Here is a 15,116-nt window from a genome sequence, read left to right as displayed (position 1 = left end):
GAACCTGTGAGCCACTACAAGTCGAATCTTCGGGACATCGAGTTCAATCTGCTCGAGGTGCTCGGCCGCGGCGAGGTGCTCGGCCAGGGCCCGTACGCCGACATGGACGTCGACACCGCGCGTGAGGTGCTGTCGGAGATCGACCGGCTGGCGAAGAACGAGATCGCCGGTTCCTTCGAGGACTCCGACCGCAACCCGCCGGTGTTCGATCCGGCCACCCACGAGGTGCGGATGCCGGAGGCGTTCAAGAAGAGCTACCACGCCTACATGGACGCCGAGTGGTGGAAGCTCGAGCTGCCGCCGGAGCTGGGTGGCCAGCCGACGCCGCCCTCGCTGCGCTGGGCCGCCGCCGAGATGGTGCTGGGCGCCAACCCGGCCGTGCACATCTACGCCGCCGGACCGAACTTCGCGCACGTGCTGTGGCGCAACGGCACCGACCGCGACAAGCTGATCGCCAAGCACATGATCGACCGCGGCTGGGGCGCGACGATGGTGCTGACCGAGCCGGACGCCGGTTCCGACGTCGGCGCCGGGCGGACCAAGGCCACCCTGCAGGACGACGGCAGCTGGCACATCGAGGGCGTCAAGCGCTTCATCACCTCCGGTGAGCACGACATGACCGAGAACATCGTGCACCTGGTGCTGGCCCGCCCGCAGGGTGTCGAGGGCGCCGGCGGTCCCGGCACCAAGGGGCTCAGCCTGTTCATCGTGCCGAAGTACGACTTCGACCTGGAGACCGGCGAGCTGACCGGCGGCCGCAACGGCGCCTACGTCACCGGCGTCGAGAAGAAGATGGGCATCAAGGTCTCCACCACGTGCGAGCTGACCTTCGGTGAGAACGCGCCGGCCAAGGGTTACCTGCTCGGCGAGGTGCACGACGGCATCGCGCAGATGTTCCAGGTGATCGAGTACGCCCGGATGATGGTCGGCACCAAGGCGATCGCCACCCTCTCGACCGGTTACCTGAACGCGCTGGAGTACGCCAAGGAGCGGGTCCAGGGCGCCGACCTGACCAACCCGGCCAAGGACGCCCCGCGGGTCACGATCACCCACCACCCCGACGTACGGCGTTCGCTGCTCACCCAGAAGTCGTACTCCGAGGCGCTGCGCGCGCTGGTGCTGTTCACCGCGACGTACCAGGACCGGGCCGAGCAGGCGCGGTACGCCGGTGCGCAGGACGCCGAGGCTGAGGCTGTCAACGACCTGCTGCTGCCGCTGGTGAAGGGCTACGGCTCGGAGAAGTCCTGGACGTTGCTGGGCACCGAGTCGCTGCAGACCTTCGGCGGCTCGGGCTTCCTGCAGGACTACCCGATCGAGCAGTACGTCCGCGACGCCAAGATCGACACCCTGTACGAGGGCACCACCGCGATCCAGGGCCAGGACCTGTTCTTCCGCAAGATCATCAAGGACCAGGGCAAGGCGCTCGGCCACCTGTCCGAACAGATCCAGGCGTTCGTCGCCTCCGAGGCCGGCAACGGCCGGCTGAAGGAGGAGCGCGGGCTGCTGGCCAGGGGCCTCGAGGACACCCAGAAGCTGCTCGGCGTGATGAGCCAGGCCCTGATGTCGAGCAACCCGCAGGCCGAGAACGGCGACCCGCGCAACGTCTACAAGGTCGCCCTGAACACCTCCCGGCTGCTGTTCGTGCTCGGCGACGTGGTCTGCTCCTGGCTGATGCTGCGGCAGGCCGAGGTCGCGCTGGAGAAGCTCGGCGGCGAACTGTCGCCGGCCGACCAGGACTTCTACGCCGGCAAGCTGGCCGCGGCCCGGTGGTTCGTCCGCTCGACGATGCCGACCGTCCGCGCCGAGCGGATCAAGGCCGAGCTGACCGATCTCGACGTGATGGACCTGCCGGAGTCGGCCTTCTGATCGCGCTCTCGACCTGCCCCGTACTGCCCCGCGATCTGCCCTGTGCGGGCTGATCGGTCCACGGAAGAGTTGCTCCTGCGGTACCGCGACCCTGGCTCGGTTTCTCCTGTCCGAGCCAGGGCCGTGGCTACTCAGGGCTGGGGTCGTCCAGGACTGTGGCTGGCCAAGACGTGGCCGGCCGGAACCGGTTCGGCCACGATCACGTCTGAGCTGACGTGGACCACACTCCGGACGTCGTAGGGTGACGGCGATGTCTGCCCTCTTTCTGCGCCGCTGCCGCCGCCTGGCTGTGCTGCTCGCCGTACTGGCGTTCCTGCCGTCGGCGCCCGCCCAGGCCGCTCCGCCCGAGTTGCCCGATCAGATCGCCGCTGCCTGGCGCACTGATCCCCTGTACGTCGACCCGGCGATGCGGGCCGGCTTCCCGCAGGCCGAGCTCGACCGGATCAAGGCAGCGGCCGCGAGCGCGGACTTCAACGTCTACGTCGCGCTGATCCCGCGTACGCCGTACCTCCGCGAAGAGCGGTCGCTGGACCTTCCGACCCTGCTGCAGGCACGGGTCGGCGAGCCGGGCCTCTATCTGGTCTGGACCGTCCGGGACAAGTACTGGTCCGGTGTGGAGACGATGGTCCGCCCTGCCGGGCTGAGAGGCCGCTCGCTGGTCAGCGTGCAACTGGACGACAAGCAGGACAACAAGATCGTCAACGACCGCCCCGCGCCGAAGATCGTCCGCACCATCCAGCAGGCCAGTACGGCGTACGACGGCCGGGCGCTGCCCGCGATCCCCGCGACCGATCTCCGCCAGGACACCCCGCGCCGGACCGAGCCTTCGACCACCGACAAGGAAGATCGGTCGGTCTTCGTCGGGATGGGCATCGGCGGCCTGATCGGCTTCGTGCTGGTCCTCACCCTGGTACTGCGTCGCGGCCGGCGCCGCCCCGCGACCAGGCGCGGCGGCACCGCGACCCCGGTCACCGGCGTCAGGACCCAGGCGGACCGCTGGATCCCCAAGGCCGGCCGCGCGATCCGCGCGCTCGAGAAGCAGAAGAGCCATACCTCGCTGCAGCTCGACCTGCGCGATGACGCGAGGGCCCGCCTGGACGCGGCCAAGACACTGCGGGCCGGCGGCAACGACGACGTGCTCGCCTTGGCCGGCGCCTATGTTCTCGCCCGGCAGGCCTTCCAGGTGGCCAGCAGTGACGACCTGCTGCCGCCTTGCTTCTTCGACCCGACCCACCCGTCCGGCACCGTACGCGCGGCCTGGTCCGACGACACCGAAGTACCGGCCTGCCGGACCTGCGCCAAGACGGTTGAGCAGGGCAAGACGCCGCGGGGCCTGCTGGTGTCACGGAAGTCAGGCCTGTTCGGCAGCGACCTGGTTCCGTACTGGACGCTCGACCCCGAGGACAACCCGATGACCGCGACCGGCTTCGGCGCTCTGTCCGACGACCTCGCCGAGCGCGTCACCCGGGTGTACGGAGGCGTCCGGTGAAGCGCCTTACGATGCTGCTGCTGGCTGTCGCCGCCCTGCTCGTCTCGGCACCGGCGACTGCCTCGGCCAAGATCCCGGCCGACCCGCGCGTCACGGCGGCCGTGGCGGCCTGGAAGAGCCAGCCTCTCTACGTCGACCCGCAGTACGCGTCAGTGGTGGGGGACCAAGGACCGTCGATGATCGAACGGATCCGGCAGTCCAATTTGCCCGTCTTCGTGGCGGTGTTGCCGACCGGCTCCTGGTTCCAGGAGCGGGGTGACATCGAGATGCTGGCCGGCTGGCTGGCGCACGCCAACGGCAAACCCGGGATCTACCTGGTGATGGACGGCGACCGGACGTTCGGCGCCGAACACCTGGTCCGCGCGTACGGGCCGAGCTACACCTACAGCGCAAGGGACGAGTCGATGAGCCAGCAACTGTCGGTGTTCCTGGATCGGATTCGCGAGCGGGACGGCTACGAACCCAAGGCAGCCAGGACGCAGCCGCTGCCGCCGCCGGAGGAGCGAGTCCGTCCGCGGGAGCGGTTCACGGCCGGCAAAGCGATCGGCAACGGCGCCGGTGGGCTGATCATCGGACTGATGGGCGGCGCGCTGCTCGCCGGCTGTGTACTCGGACTGGCGGCAGTAGTCGCCCGACGTGGTGGAGGACGGCTGTGAAGGCCAGGTATGCGCTGACTCTCGTGGTGGCACTGGTGCTGTCGATCGCGGCCCTGCCCGCGGGCGCCCAGCCTGCCCAGACACCGGCAGAACGAGCCCGCGAGATCGCCACCGCGCTGGCGAAGGACCCGCTGTACATCGACCCGGCGTACCAGAGCGGGTTGCCGCAGGCCCTGCGGACGCCGGTCAAGGAGAAGGCGGCAGCCCTCGGCTACCCGGTCTACACGATCATCCTGCCGCTGCTGCCGAGCGACGTGTTCCAGGGCAAGGAGCGCAACGTCCTCACCCTGGTCATCGACGCTCTGCGCAAGCCCGGCCTGTACGTCGTGTTCGACGGTGGTGGGCGCTTCCCCTACTACGAGGCGAACGACGTACCGCAGCTCGACCCGAAGAAGCTCAGCCCGGCTCGGACGCACGCCCTCGACGACACCGGCTACGACGCGGGGCCGACCGAGGTCGCGGCCCGGTTCTACGAACTGCTGGCGGGGCCGGTGCTGCCGACGGCGACTCGTAAGACGACGAGTAAGGAGGGCGGCATCCCGTTCCGTCGCGACGGCGAGTCCTCCGACGGGACGTCGGCGCTGGATATCGTCCTGGCCGTCGTTCTGGCGCTGCTGATCTTGCTGGCCCTGGTGATCGGACTCCGGCGCCGATCGCCGGCTGGACGCAAGGCCTTCACGATCCCGCCGCACGTCGCGGCGACCGTGGCTGCCGAGCGCAGGCGCCGCCTGACGAAGGAGACGACGGCCGAGCTGACCAGGCTCGGCTCCGACCTGGCCGCACTGCCGACTGTGGCCGGCGAGGGGTTGCGGCACCAGCAGCTCGCCCTCGACGCGCACGACGCGGCGGGCCGGGTGCTGGACGCTTCACGCGACTTGGTCGACGTGGTCGGCGCGATGGTGCTGCTGGACCGAGGGCGTCAGGAGTACGCCGCTGCGCAGGCTGTCGCGGCGGGGCGCAAGGCGGTCGACGTACAGCCGCTGTGTGCCTTCAATCCCTTGCACGGAAGGGCTGTCGGCCAGCTGACGCGGGTCGAGGCGGATGGCAACACGCTGGAGCTGCCGCTGTGTGGCGACTGCAAGCGGGCGCTGAAGAACAAGACCGCGCCGGCGTCGCTGCCGGGCGACGACGGGCCCTACTGGCACGGCGACGACCTGTGGGCGCGGACGTTCTTCGGTGCCATCACCGACGACCTGCCCGCCGCGGTCAGCCGGGGTGACTACCGGTCCTGACCGGCCGGTCCCTGAGCCGGCCGTCAGGGCTCATCTGAGGGTTCTGCCTGATCCGGCGGAGCGGCGTACCGACCTACTGTCGTGCCATCAGGCGGGGACGAGCAGAGGTGGATGACGATGGCGACGATCAGGCAGGCAGGGGCGCTGCTGTTGGTGGCGGGCGCCGGGATGGCGGTCTGGACCTTCGGGGACAAGGACTCCGACTCGACGCACGAGGTGGCCGGGAAGATCTCGGTGGTCCGGCTGGACTCGCCGAACGCCGACGTCACCGTCAGGGTCGCCGACGTCGACCGGACGACGGTCGAGCAGAAGCGCGCGTACTGGCTGTTCAAGCGGGGCGATGCGTTCGAGGTCGACGGGGAGACGCTGAAGCTCAACGGCGAGTGCGGCTGGAACTGCCGCGCGGACTTCGTCGTCACCGTGCCGCGCGGGACCAAGGTGACCGGCGACAACGGCAGCGGTGACCTGACGGTCAGCGGCGCGAGCGGGGTGGACACCACCTCCCGGTCGGGCAAGGTGTCGCTGAGCGACGTCACCGGGGACGTGAAACTCGACCTGACGTCGGGGGACGTCGAGATCGACCGGGTGACCGGCAAGCTCGAGGTCAAGGCGAACTCGGGCGACATCGAGGCGCGGCAGGTCAAGGGTGGGCCGGTGAACGTCGAGACCACTTCGGGTGACCTGGAGCTCGGGCTGGACGAGGCGGTCGACGTCCGGGCGAAGGGAACCAGCGGCGATGTCGAGGTGACCGCACCGGCCGGCGGGTACAAGGTGCAGACCAGAACTCACAGCGGCGAGGTCGAGAACAGCCTCGGCAACGACCCGGCCGGCAGCCACAGCATCGACGCCGACACGGTCAGCGGCGACGTGGTACTGGCCACTCGCTGACTCTCCGTAGGTTTACCACCGGGTACTTCTTGGAGGTGTACCTCTCGGCCTGGGGACGATCGACATGCACCGTTGATTGTTCCCCCGGCCGAGCGGGCGTAGCGTCGAAGATGTCCGTTGACTACGAGGAGGGCTCGACCATGAGCATCGGTGTGGGGATCTTCCTGATGGTGGTGGGTGCGATCTTCGCGTTCGCCGTCCGCGACTCCTGGGACGCCGTCAACCTGACCGCCGTCGGTTACATCCTGATGCTCGCCGGACTGGCCGGCATCGTGCTCTCCTTCTACATCACGAACCGGCGCCGCCGCGTCCCCAACGACGCCCTCGACCCGGCCGTCGAAGAGGAGTACCGGGTCGTCGAGGAGCACCACCGCGACATCAAGGAGTAGGTGTCAGCTCGGGCGGGCTCCGGACAGCACCAGCTCGAGTCGGCGTGAACCTTCGGCGCTGACTCGCACCGGCACGCCCCAGTCCTGCCGATGCATGTGGCAGGCGGGGAACTCGACCTCCGCGGAATCGTCGCAGGACGCCGCCTGTACCGCGACGTGCAGCACACCGTCGCCGACGCGTTCGTCGATCACCAGCCGCCGGGTCAGGTCGGTGGAGTCACCCGCGCCTTCCCTGAGCAGCGCCTCGGGAGTCGACGAGACGAGCAGGCGGGTGGACGGACCGTAACGGTCGTCTAGCTTCTGCCCGGGTGGCGGAGTGAACACCACCTCCAAGGTCACCTCGCCGCCGGCGATCTCCATCGGAGGGCGCTGGGTGCGCGTACTGAACTCGTCGGCCTTCGTGCTCGCGCCCAGCGGCACCCGGGTCAGCCGATGGGCCGCCGACTCCACCACCAGCAGGTCGTTGCCTGCGACAACAGCACCGCTCGGCTCCGCGAGACCGGTCGCCATCGTCTCGACCAGACCGCGGGACGGGTCGTACCGGCGTACGGCGCCGTTGTAGGTGTCGGAGATCGCGATCGAACCGTCGGGCAGCGCGGTGACGCCGAGCGGATGCTGCAGCAGCGCGTCCTCCGCTTTGCCGTCCCGCAGACCGAAGTCGAACAGCCCGGTCCCGATCGCGGTGTGCGCCTCGTCGTCGATCCAGCGCAGCGCGGAGATCTCCGAGTCGGCCAGCCAGAGCTTCTCGCCGTCGGCGGCGAGCCCGGAGGTCTGCGCGAACCAGGCCTGCTCGAGCGCGCCGTCTCTCAGCCCCTCGTTGGTGGTGCCCGCCGCGATCTCGGTGCGCTTCGTGAACGGGTCGAAGGTCCACAACTGGTGCACGCCGGCCATCGCGATCCACACCTTGCCCTGCCACCAGGCGACGTCCCAGGGCGAGCTCAGCACGTCGGTCCCGTCACCGTCCATCCACTGCTTACCGGTGCCGACCAGGGTGCTGACCTCGTTCGTGCTCAGGTTGATGCCCCGCAGCGCGTGGTTGACAGTGTCGGCCACCACCACGTCGTACCCGACGTCTTGCGCGACCTCCCGCGGCAGCACCGCCAGCCCGTTCGGCTCGGAGAAGCTCGCCTGCAGTCCGTCCTCGAACCCCCGCTGCTTGGTCCCGAACCTCCTGACCACCGTGCTCGCGTCAGCCGCCAGCTCGACCACACTGTGGTTCCCCGCGTCCGCGACCAGGAATCCGTCGCCCCAGGCAACAACCTTCGCCGGGAACCTCAGCTCGGTCTCCTCCGGCACCGGCGCCACGTACGGCGACTTGCCCCGAGTGAGCGTCCCCGCCTTGTCGTGCTCCGCGACCAACTCGGCCAGCTGGGCATCGAGCGCATGCGCGTGCCCCTCCCCCGAGTACTGCGCCACGATGTACCCGTTGGGATCCACCAGCACCAACGTCGGCCACGCCCTCGCGGTGTAGTTCTGCCACGTCACCAGCTCCGGATCATCCAGCACCGGATGCCCCACCTCGTACCGCTCGACGGCAGCCCGCACCGCCGCCTCTTCCCCCTCATGCGCGAACTTCGGCGAATGCACCCCCACGATCACCAACGCATCGCCGTACTTCTCCTCCAGCGGCCGCAGCTCATCCAGCACATGCAGACAGTTGACACAACAGAAGGTCCAGAAATCGATCAAAACCGCTCGCCCGCGAAAGTCCGAGATCGAGTAGGACCTACCACCGGTGTTGAGCCAGCCACGGCCGCGAAGCTCGGGCGCATGGATGCGAGCACGACGAGGACCAGCCGCTGATTTCGAAGAAGTCACCCGGCCATTGTCCTCGCCCCGGCAAGGAGCCGGGTCAGCTGTCCGGTCGCCGGTCGGTTGCCCATACGACCAGGAGACGGCTTCGGGGATCGAACCTCCGGCCGCGCACACCTTGGCTCACTCGGACCTCCTCAATGGCCAACTGCAGTAGTCCTCGCCGCTCGCCGACACTTGCCGCTGACCATCGCGCCCGCAGTGACATCGGCTCCAGGAAAGACTTCAGTTCGAACTGCGGCACGGAAATCTTTTCGAGGCTCTGCTGCAGCCCATCCAGGCGGTCGAGCAGCGCCTTCTTCAAGGACAGGTACCGATCACGTCCGATCGTCCGCTGGAGGTAGTACTCCTCGTCCAGAGCAGACAACGCTGATCGCTCGTCCGTCAACGCGGCCAGGACGGATCGACGTTTGGCGATACCTTCCGGGTCCTGTCGGGACGCCATTCGGTCGGCGACCACCGCCAACAACGGATCGTTCTCAGCTGCTGTCGTCAAGCGGTGCCGCCACGCCTCCTGAACGGCATCGTCCAAAGCCCAGATATAGGCGCCTCCCGGAGCCACGCAAGCCCGCCCGAGCCGAACAGTCTGACAGCGATACGAATTGCCGGATCTACTCATTCGCTCGCCGCAACTGGCGCACCGAAGAAGGCCGGTCAGCAGATAGGAACTTTCCGTCGACTGTCGACCCCTGGAACGACCGTAACTTGACGACGCCGCCCGCTCGTCGAACACGGCCAAGATCAGCGCTTGGTCCGCAGGAGAGATCAACGGCTCCTGACCAGGTCCCATGATCGAGACCATTCGCCCGGTTTCCGGATCCCGCCAGGGTCGCACACGGCTGGAATACCGGCCATCATCATTTTTGATCGTCTCGGGTGCCAGCCCGATCGTGGTCGGCCCGCGCATCAGTTGGGAGATCGTTCCGATCCCCCAGAGCCCACCGCGCGGCGCCGCCACGTCGGCAGCGTTGAGCCACTTGGCGACCTCCAGCAGCGACTCTCCCGCCAGCAGTCGACGTGCGATCTCACGAACCACAGCGCCGGTCCGCGGGTCGACGAACAGCCGACCGTCCCGATTGACCAATCCGTACGGCGGTGCGCCACCGATCCATCGCCCCTGAGTACGGAGGAACGTCTTCGCCGACCGGATTCGCAGACCTAGGTTCTCGGACTCCGAACGCGCCAACTCGGCCAGCAGGCCGACCACTTTGCGGTCACCCGCGTTCGACGTGTCGAGATTGTCCTGAACCGACACCAGGCGACCACCCGTCGCGCCGATCTTGTCGAGCACCAGACCGACTTCGTCCATCCCCTGCCGGGACAGCCGGTCGAGCTTCCAAACCACCAATGTTCCGACCACACCTGAGGAGACAGCCGCGAGCGCACTCCTGAATCCTTCTCGATCCACTCCAGGGAGGTAGGCCGACCGGCCACGATCGACATGGCTTCGTCGTACCTTGAGGCCACTGCCTTTCACCCAGGCCCGGCAGTCAGCCTCTTGCCGTTCGATCGTGGTCTTTCCGGCCTTGTCGATGGAAACCCTCAGATAGAGATCGGCGTACTGACTGTTGACGGCCATCTATTGCTCCCAGCGACCAGGCGTTCCAGGCATCTGTGCCTGCCAAGAGAACTACCTCATTGAGCCGACAGTTTCTGACGTCGGCCACATATCACCAGGCGCACTGCTCGTTTCCTGTTTTGGTTCTTTCTTTCGCCTCGCCGCTATCTCGGCAGGATCAGGGTGTCGGTCAGCAGCTTGGCGGTTTTGCGGAGGGTGGGGGCCGAGGAGGAGAGTTCGGCGGCGAGGGTGAGGGGGGTGAGGGGTTCGCCGGGGCCTACCAGGCGGTGGCGGTGGGCGAGGAGCCAGACGATGGCTCGGGGCCAGGTGGAGAGGCGGGCCTTGGTGAGGAGGTCGGGGGCTTGCCGGACCAGGCGTTCGGCGATGTCGAAGGCTTCGGCGGCGTAGCTGGTGCCGAGGGTCTCGCCGGACAGGAGCCAGGCGTGCGGGGCGAGGACCGAGAGGGTGGCGGCCTGGGACTTGTCGAGGCCGCGGAGGTCGGGGCGCGGGGGTGAGCCGAGGCCGGCCAGGGTGCGGTAGGCCTCTTCGAGGTCATCACTGGTGTCGTCGAGGAAGACTCGTTCGCCGGTCTTGGCGCCGATCGGCTCGGCCAGGGCGGCTGCTTCCAGGGCGGGCTTCCAGACGTCGACGGCGTCGAGGGCCTCCTCGATCGCGTCCAGGTCGAGGGCGGTGCGCTCGCCGGCGAAGGAGAGCCAGGCCTTGACCACCAGCGGTACGGCGGAAAAGTAGGTGCTGTCGGCAAGCACTTTGCGTGGCAGCCAGTAGGACAGGAAAAGCTCGACCAGTACCGCGGAAACTCGCAGCGGCCCGCCGGCGGTCCGGTCGACGGCGTGGTCGATCCACAACCGCGCGATATCGGCCGCGTCGTCCCGAAGACCCGTGGCGTACGACGAGTCGAGGAACTCCCGCACCAGCTGGTCGCGTTGCCGACCGGACAGTTGCGCGCGCACGGGCGGGCGCACCGGCCGCTCCGGCAACTGGGTCAGCCGGTTCACCAGCAGCCCGGAGAAGAACTCGAAGTCCTCCGTCACGGGCGGATCGTCGTGATCGTGCGTCTGCCCCAACGCCTGCAGGATGATCCCCGCGGCAGTCGCGGGCCGCACGGTCCGCACCGTCACCCGCCCACCGCGCTGGTACGCCTCCACCACACGGTCGACCGGCGGTCCGACGAACACGTCCTTGGCGATCGCGCCCAGGTTGTTGTCCACGAAGACCACCACCGTGTGCGGATGCTGCTCGTCGTCGTAGTCGAGCACCACGCTCAGCCCGTCGCCGGTGACGTCCTCCGACACGATGGCGCTGGTCAGCCGGAAGCTCGCGATCCGCGCGACCCACTCCGGTACGCCGTACTGCGTCCGGCCGCGGGACAGGTGCGCGCGTTGCAGTGGCAACCGGCCCGCCGGACCGACCGCCCGGGCCAGACTCGTCAACAACACAAAGGAATCCGGGTCGCGTCGCTCACCCAGCACCCTGGCCGCGTCGGCCCAGAAGAACCGCTCGACCTCACCGATCTCGTCGGGTTGCCCGGCCGGCCAGAGCTGGTCGGCCAGCAGCGCGGCCGACCGCGCGACGGAGGCCTCCGCGATCACCGGATGCAGGGCCGGTGGCGCGGCGGCCAGGTCGAGCAGCAAGGTCTCCTGCAGGGTGTCCAGCACAGCGACACTCGGCGTGGTGTCGAGGTCCGTCCCCACGACACCCGCCGGCGGCTGCCCTGGAGTAGGGCCCGGACTGGAGCCCACCAACCGCAGGTGGCTGCCTCGTCCGTCCCGACCTCGTGACTTGGTCACTCTGGCGAGATTACCGCTGACCGGCCCTTTGCCGCAGGGCGGTGCGCGCGTCCTGTGGACAGTCGCCTCGACACGCCGTCAGCAGACGCTCACGGCCTGTGGATCCAGTACCGGAGTACAGGTTCCACAGGCCGTAGGTTTCAGGCCGAGACCAGCAGAGCTAGCCCTTCAGGGCACCGGCCATCAGGCCGCCGATGAACCAGCGGCCGAGCAGGATGTAGACCAGCAGCGTCGGGAACGACGTGATCAGCGCGCCCGCCATGCTGGCCGCGTAGTCGACCTTCTGGCCACCGGCCAGCGCCGCCAGGCCGAGAGTGACCGGGCCGTTGTTCTGCTGGGTCAGGAACAACGCGAACAGGAAGTCGTTCCAGACCGAGGTGAACTGCCAGATCAGCGTCACCACGAACCCGGAGATCGAGACCGGCAGGATGATCCGGAGGTAGGTCTGGATCAGCCCCGCGCCGTCGACCCGGGCCGACTCGATGATCTCGGTCGGGATCACGGTGGCGTAGTAGTTGCGGAAGATCAGCGTGCAGATCGGGATGCCGTAGATGACGTGCGTGATCAGCAGCGTCGGGATCCCGCGGGTGACGTCCAGGTCCTGGTAGGTCTGCCGCAGCGGCAGCATCACGGCCTGGTACGGGATGAACATGCCGAACAGGATGAACGCGAACACCAGGTTCGCGCCGGGGAACCGCCAGCGGGCCAGTACGAACCCGTTCGCGGAGCCGATCAGCGACGCGAGGATCGCGGCCGGGATCGCCAGCGAGAGCGAGCGGACCATGTACGGCTGCAGCACGTCCCAGGCCTTGCGCCACGGCTCCAGCGTCCAGGTCTCCGGCAGCGACCACTGCGCGGCGGCGGTGGTGTCGCTGGAGGTCTTGAAGCTGGTGATGATCACGACGTACACCGGCGTCAGGACGAAGAGCAGGAACAGCAGCAGCAGGACGTAGCGGACCGTGCGGCTCCGCCGGGTCGAGCCGTCGGCGATCGAACTGCGGCTCGGCTTCTTGCTGATCGCCGCGGCCGCCTTGCCGGTGGCGGCCGACGCATCCACGACGCTCATTCTTCGCTCTCCTGCCGGACGGTGTAGGCCACATAGGGAATGACGAGTACTGCGACGACGGCGAGCAGTACGATGGCGATCGCCGACGCCTTCGCCATGTCGCTGCGCAACAAGGTGTTCCACATGTAGACCGACGGCACCTCGGTGCGGAACTGGTTCGGCCCGGTGATCGCGTAGATCAGGTCGAACAGCTTCAGCGACATGTGGCCCAGGATGATCAGCGCGGACAGCGCGATCGGCGACAGTTGCGGGAACAGCACGTACCGGTAGAGCTTGAACTCACTGGCGCCGTCCACCCGGGCCGCCTCGCGCAGCTCGCCCGGGATGCCCCGGAAGCCGGCCAGGAACAGCGCCATGATGTAGCCGGACAGCTGCCAGACCGCTGGTAACGCGATGGACGCCATCGTCGTCCATCTGTTCCCGGCGGTCCACCAGGGGTTCTCCAGGAAGTTCAGGCCCATGATGTCGAACAGCCGGTTCAGGCCGCGGGCGTCGTCGCCTTGCGAGGGGTTCAGCAGCCAGCCCCAGACGACCCCCGAGGCGATCATCGAGATCGCCATCGGGAACAGGAAGATCGACCGGAAGAGGCCCTCGCCGGTGACCCCCTTCTCCAGCAGCAGGGCCCAGAGCAGGCCGAAGATCAGCGTGCCCACGATGAAGGCCACCGTGAGCACGCCGAGGTTCTTCAGCGAGTTGAGGAACCGGTCCTCACCGAACAGGTTGGCGTAGTTCTCGAACCCGACGTAGTCGGTCGGGACCGGCCGGGCGTTGTGCTTGTCCGTCAACGACGTGTTGAAGGTCCAGGCGATCAACCCGTAGACGAAGTACCCGAGCAACAGCACCGTGGGCAGCAGCACCAGCGCCCCTGGCCCCCAGGTGCGGATTCTTCCGTGCATGACTCAGGACTCCCGGTCGAGATCAGTCAGGTTTGGCGAGGACGGCACCACTCGATCAGTTCGGCTTGGCCGCGGCGACGAGCGCCTTCTGCAGCGTCGCGACGTCCAGACCGCTGCTGAACTGACCCATCGCCGACAGGATGCTGTCGTTCTGGCCGAGGGTGCACGCAGCACCGTGGGCGCAGGACGGAACGATCTTGTTGGCCTTCCAGTCGGCCATCGCGGCCTGCTGGTACTTCGGGTAGTCCGTCGCGACGGCGTCCGAACGGGCCGGGATCGAGCCCTTCTTGGTGTTGAAGGCCTTCTGGCCCTCGGCGCTGCCGGCCGCCTTCAGCCAGCACTTCGCACCCTCGGGGCTCTGGCCACCGGTCGGCAGCGTGAAGGAGTCCGCCAGGAACTGGAAGGTCCCCGCGGTGCCCGGCGCCGGCCAGTAGGTGTAGGCCGTGTCCGGCACCTTGTCGGACAGCTGCTGCGCGGCGACCCAGTCACCCATCAGCGTGTACGCCGACTGGCCCTTGTTCACGTACTGCAGCGCGTCCGGCCAGTCGACCGCCTCGCGGTCGGCGTTGCTGAACGTCAGCACCTTCTTGAACTTCTCCAGCGCGGCGGTGACGTCGGCACCGGCCATGTCGGTCTTGCCGTTCCAGAGGCCGGTGAACTTGTCGGGACCGAGCTCGGCGAGCAGCACGGCCTCCATCACCATCTCCTCGGCGAAGCCCTTGGAGGTGGCCAGCGGAGCCTTGACCCCGGCCGCCTTCAGCTTCTCCATGTCGGCGATCCAGGCGTCCACCGAAGCCGGGGCCTTGGTGCCGTCGATGTTGGCCTTCTTCAGCACGGCCGGGTTGGCCCACACGACGTTGGCACGGTGCACGTTGACCGGCACCGAGTAGATCTTGCCGTCGACGGTCAGGTTGTCCAGCAGGCTCTGCGGGAACGCCTTGTCCAGACCGAACTCCTTGTAGAGGTCGCTGACGTCGTCGACCTGGGCGTTCTTGATGTAGTCGCCCAGCTCGGCGCCGGCGTGCGCCTGGAACGTCGACGGCGGCTTCTTGGCCTGCAGGTCGTTCGCCAGCACCTGCTTGGCGTTCGAGCCGGCGCCACCCGCGACGGCGGAGTTGACGAACTTGTAGTCCTTGCACTCGGTGTTGAACACCGAGACCAGGCCGTCCAGCCCGGCCTTCTCGCCACCGTCCGCCCACCAGGTGAAGACGGTCACGTCCTTGCTGGCCGCAGCGTCCCCACCGCCGCCGGAGTCGTCACTGTTCCCGCAGGCACTGACCGCGAGAAGACCCACGGCACCCACTACCGCGAAGGTCTTGCTCCAACCACCACGCATTTTTCACTCTCCGATCAGCTCATGGAGCTGTCTGACAACGAATGCCCCCTTGACGGCCCAACTCTGGGCCGGGGTCGGTCGGGTGTCAACGCTCCGCGCAAGCGCGTTGCGCAGACGTGA

12 protein-coding genes are annotated in these 15,116 nt (G+C 67.9%); 6 read left to right on the top strand and 6 right to left on the bottom strand.

Features of this window, described 5'->3' with window-relative positions:
* Window positions 1-6 precede the first annotated feature (6 nt).
* From OX958_RS02875 to OX958_RS02850, 6 genes are all read left to right on the top strand, one after another.
* Complete coding sequence (locus OX958_RS02875) at window positions 7-1,866, top strand: acyl-CoA dehydrogenase (protein ID WP_270135529.1); 1,860 nt, start codon at window positions 7-9, stop codon at window positions 1,864-1,866.
* A gap of 250 nt (window positions 1,867-2,116) precedes the next feature.
* Window positions 2,117-3,355: a hypothetical protein gene (locus OX958_RS02870; protein WP_270135528.1), complete on the top strand. Its 1,239-nt coding sequence runs from the start codon at window positions 2,117-2,119 to the stop codon at window positions 3,353-3,355.
* Entirely contained in the window at window positions 3,352-4,011 is a 660-nt protein-coding gene (locus tag OX958_RS02865; protein ID WP_270135526.1) for a hypothetical protein, read from the top strand. The genes OX958_RS02870 and OX958_RS02865 overlap by 4 nt, the downstream gene beginning before the upstream one ends.
* Window positions 4,008-5,243, top strand: coding sequence for a hypothetical protein (locus tag OX958_RS02860; RefSeq protein ID WP_270135524.1), 1,236 nt, complete (start codon window positions 4,008-4,010; stop codon window positions 5,241-5,243). The genes OX958_RS02865 and OX958_RS02860 overlap by 4 nt, the downstream gene beginning before the upstream one ends.
* Before the next feature lie 117 nt (window positions 5,244-5,360).
* On the top strand, window positions 5,361-6,131 hold the full coding sequence (locus tag OX958_RS02855; protein WP_270135523.1) for a DUF4097 family beta strand repeat-containing protein: 771 nt from the start codon (window positions 5,361-5,363) through the stop codon (window positions 6,129-6,131).
* A 110-nt stretch (window positions 6,132-6,241) separates the two neighbouring features.
* The gene (locus tag OX958_RS02850; protein ID WP_270135522.1) at window positions 6,242-6,520 is read left to right on the top strand and encodes a DUF6458 family protein; all 279 of its coding nucleotides are present in this window, start codon (window positions 6,242-6,244) and stop codon (window positions 6,518-6,520) included.
* A 3-nt stretch (window positions 6,521-6,523) separates the two neighbouring features.
* Here OX958_RS02850 and OX958_RS02845 read toward each other — a convergent pair whose 3' ends face one another.
* The 6 genes from OX958_RS02845 to OX958_RS02820 form a co-directional block, all read right to left on the bottom strand.
* On the bottom strand, window positions 6,524-8,338 hold the full coding sequence (locus OX958_RS02845; RefSeq protein WP_270135521.1) for an NHL domain-containing thioredoxin family protein: 1,815 nt from the start codon (window positions 8,336-8,338) through the stop codon (window positions 6,524-6,526).
* Window positions 8,339-8,372: 34 nt separating this feature from the next.
* Window positions 8,373-9,911 (bottom strand): recombinase family protein, encoded by a 1,539-nt coding sequence (locus OX958_RS02840; protein WP_270135519.1) that lies wholly within the window; start codon window positions 9,909-9,911, stop codon window positions 8,373-8,375.
* 143 nt (window positions 9,912-10,054) lie between these two features.
* Window positions 10,055-11,602: a hypothetical protein gene (locus OX958_RS02835; RefSeq protein ID WP_270135518.1), complete on the bottom strand. Its 1,548-nt coding sequence runs from the start codon at window positions 11,600-11,602 to the stop codon at window positions 10,055-10,057.
* Window positions 11,603-11,858: 256 nt separating this feature from the next.
* Window positions 11,859-12,764: a carbohydrate ABC transporter permease gene (locus OX958_RS02830; RefSeq protein WP_270135517.1), complete on the bottom strand. Its 906-nt coding sequence runs from the start codon at window positions 12,762-12,764 to the stop codon at window positions 11,859-11,861.
* Window positions 12,761-13,660: a carbohydrate ABC transporter permease gene (locus tag OX958_RS02825; protein WP_270135516.1), complete on the bottom strand. Its 900-nt coding sequence runs from the start codon at window positions 13,658-13,660 to the stop codon at window positions 12,761-12,763. Before OX958_RS02825 ends, OX958_RS02830 begins: the two co-directional genes overlap by 4 nt.
* Window positions 13,661-13,715: 55 nt before the next feature.
* Complete coding sequence (locus tag OX958_RS02820; protein ID WP_270135515.1) at window positions 13,716-14,996, bottom strand: ABC transporter substrate-binding protein; 1,281 nt, start codon at window positions 14,994-14,996, stop codon at window positions 13,716-13,718.
* Window positions 14,997-15,116: the final 120 nt, after the last annotated feature.

The sequence above is a fragment of the Kribbella sp. CA-293567 genome (assembly GCF_027627575.1).
Taxonomy (GTDB): domain Bacteria; phylum Actinomycetota; class Actinomycetes; order Propionibacteriales; family Kribbellaceae; genus Kribbella.
Note: the sequence above shows the minus strand (reverse complement) of the source record. Positions and strands in the feature narration are given on the sequence as shown.

Coding starts and splice junctions, on each gene's coding strand:
- OX958_RS02870 (WP_270135528.1), top strand. CDS start 2,117: ATGTCTGCCCTCTTTCTGCGCCGCTGCCGCCGCCTGGCTGTGCTGCTC.
- OX958_RS02855 (WP_270135523.1), top strand. CDS start 5,361: ATGGCGACGATCAGGCAGGCAGGGGCGCTGCTGTTGGTGGCGGGCGCC.
- OX958_RS02850 (WP_270135522.1), top strand. CDS start 6,242: ATGTCCGTTGACTACGAGGAGGGCTCGACCATGAGCATCGGTGTGGGG.
- OX958_RS02840 (WP_270135519.1), bottom strand. CDS start 9,911: ATGGCCGTCAACAGTCAGTACGCCGATCTCTATCTGAGGGTTTCCATC.
- OX958_RS02830 (WP_270135517.1), bottom strand. CDS start 12,764: ATGAGCGTCGTGGATGCGTCGGCCGCCACCGGCAAGGCGGCCGCGGCG.
- OX958_RS02825 (WP_270135516.1), bottom strand. CDS start 13,660: ATGCACGGAAGAATCCGCACCTGGGGGCCAGGGGCGCTGGTGCTGCTG.
- OX958_RS02820 (WP_270135515.1), bottom strand. CDS start 14,996: ATGCGTGGTGGTTGGAGCAAGACCTTCGCGGTAGTGGGTGCCGTGGGT.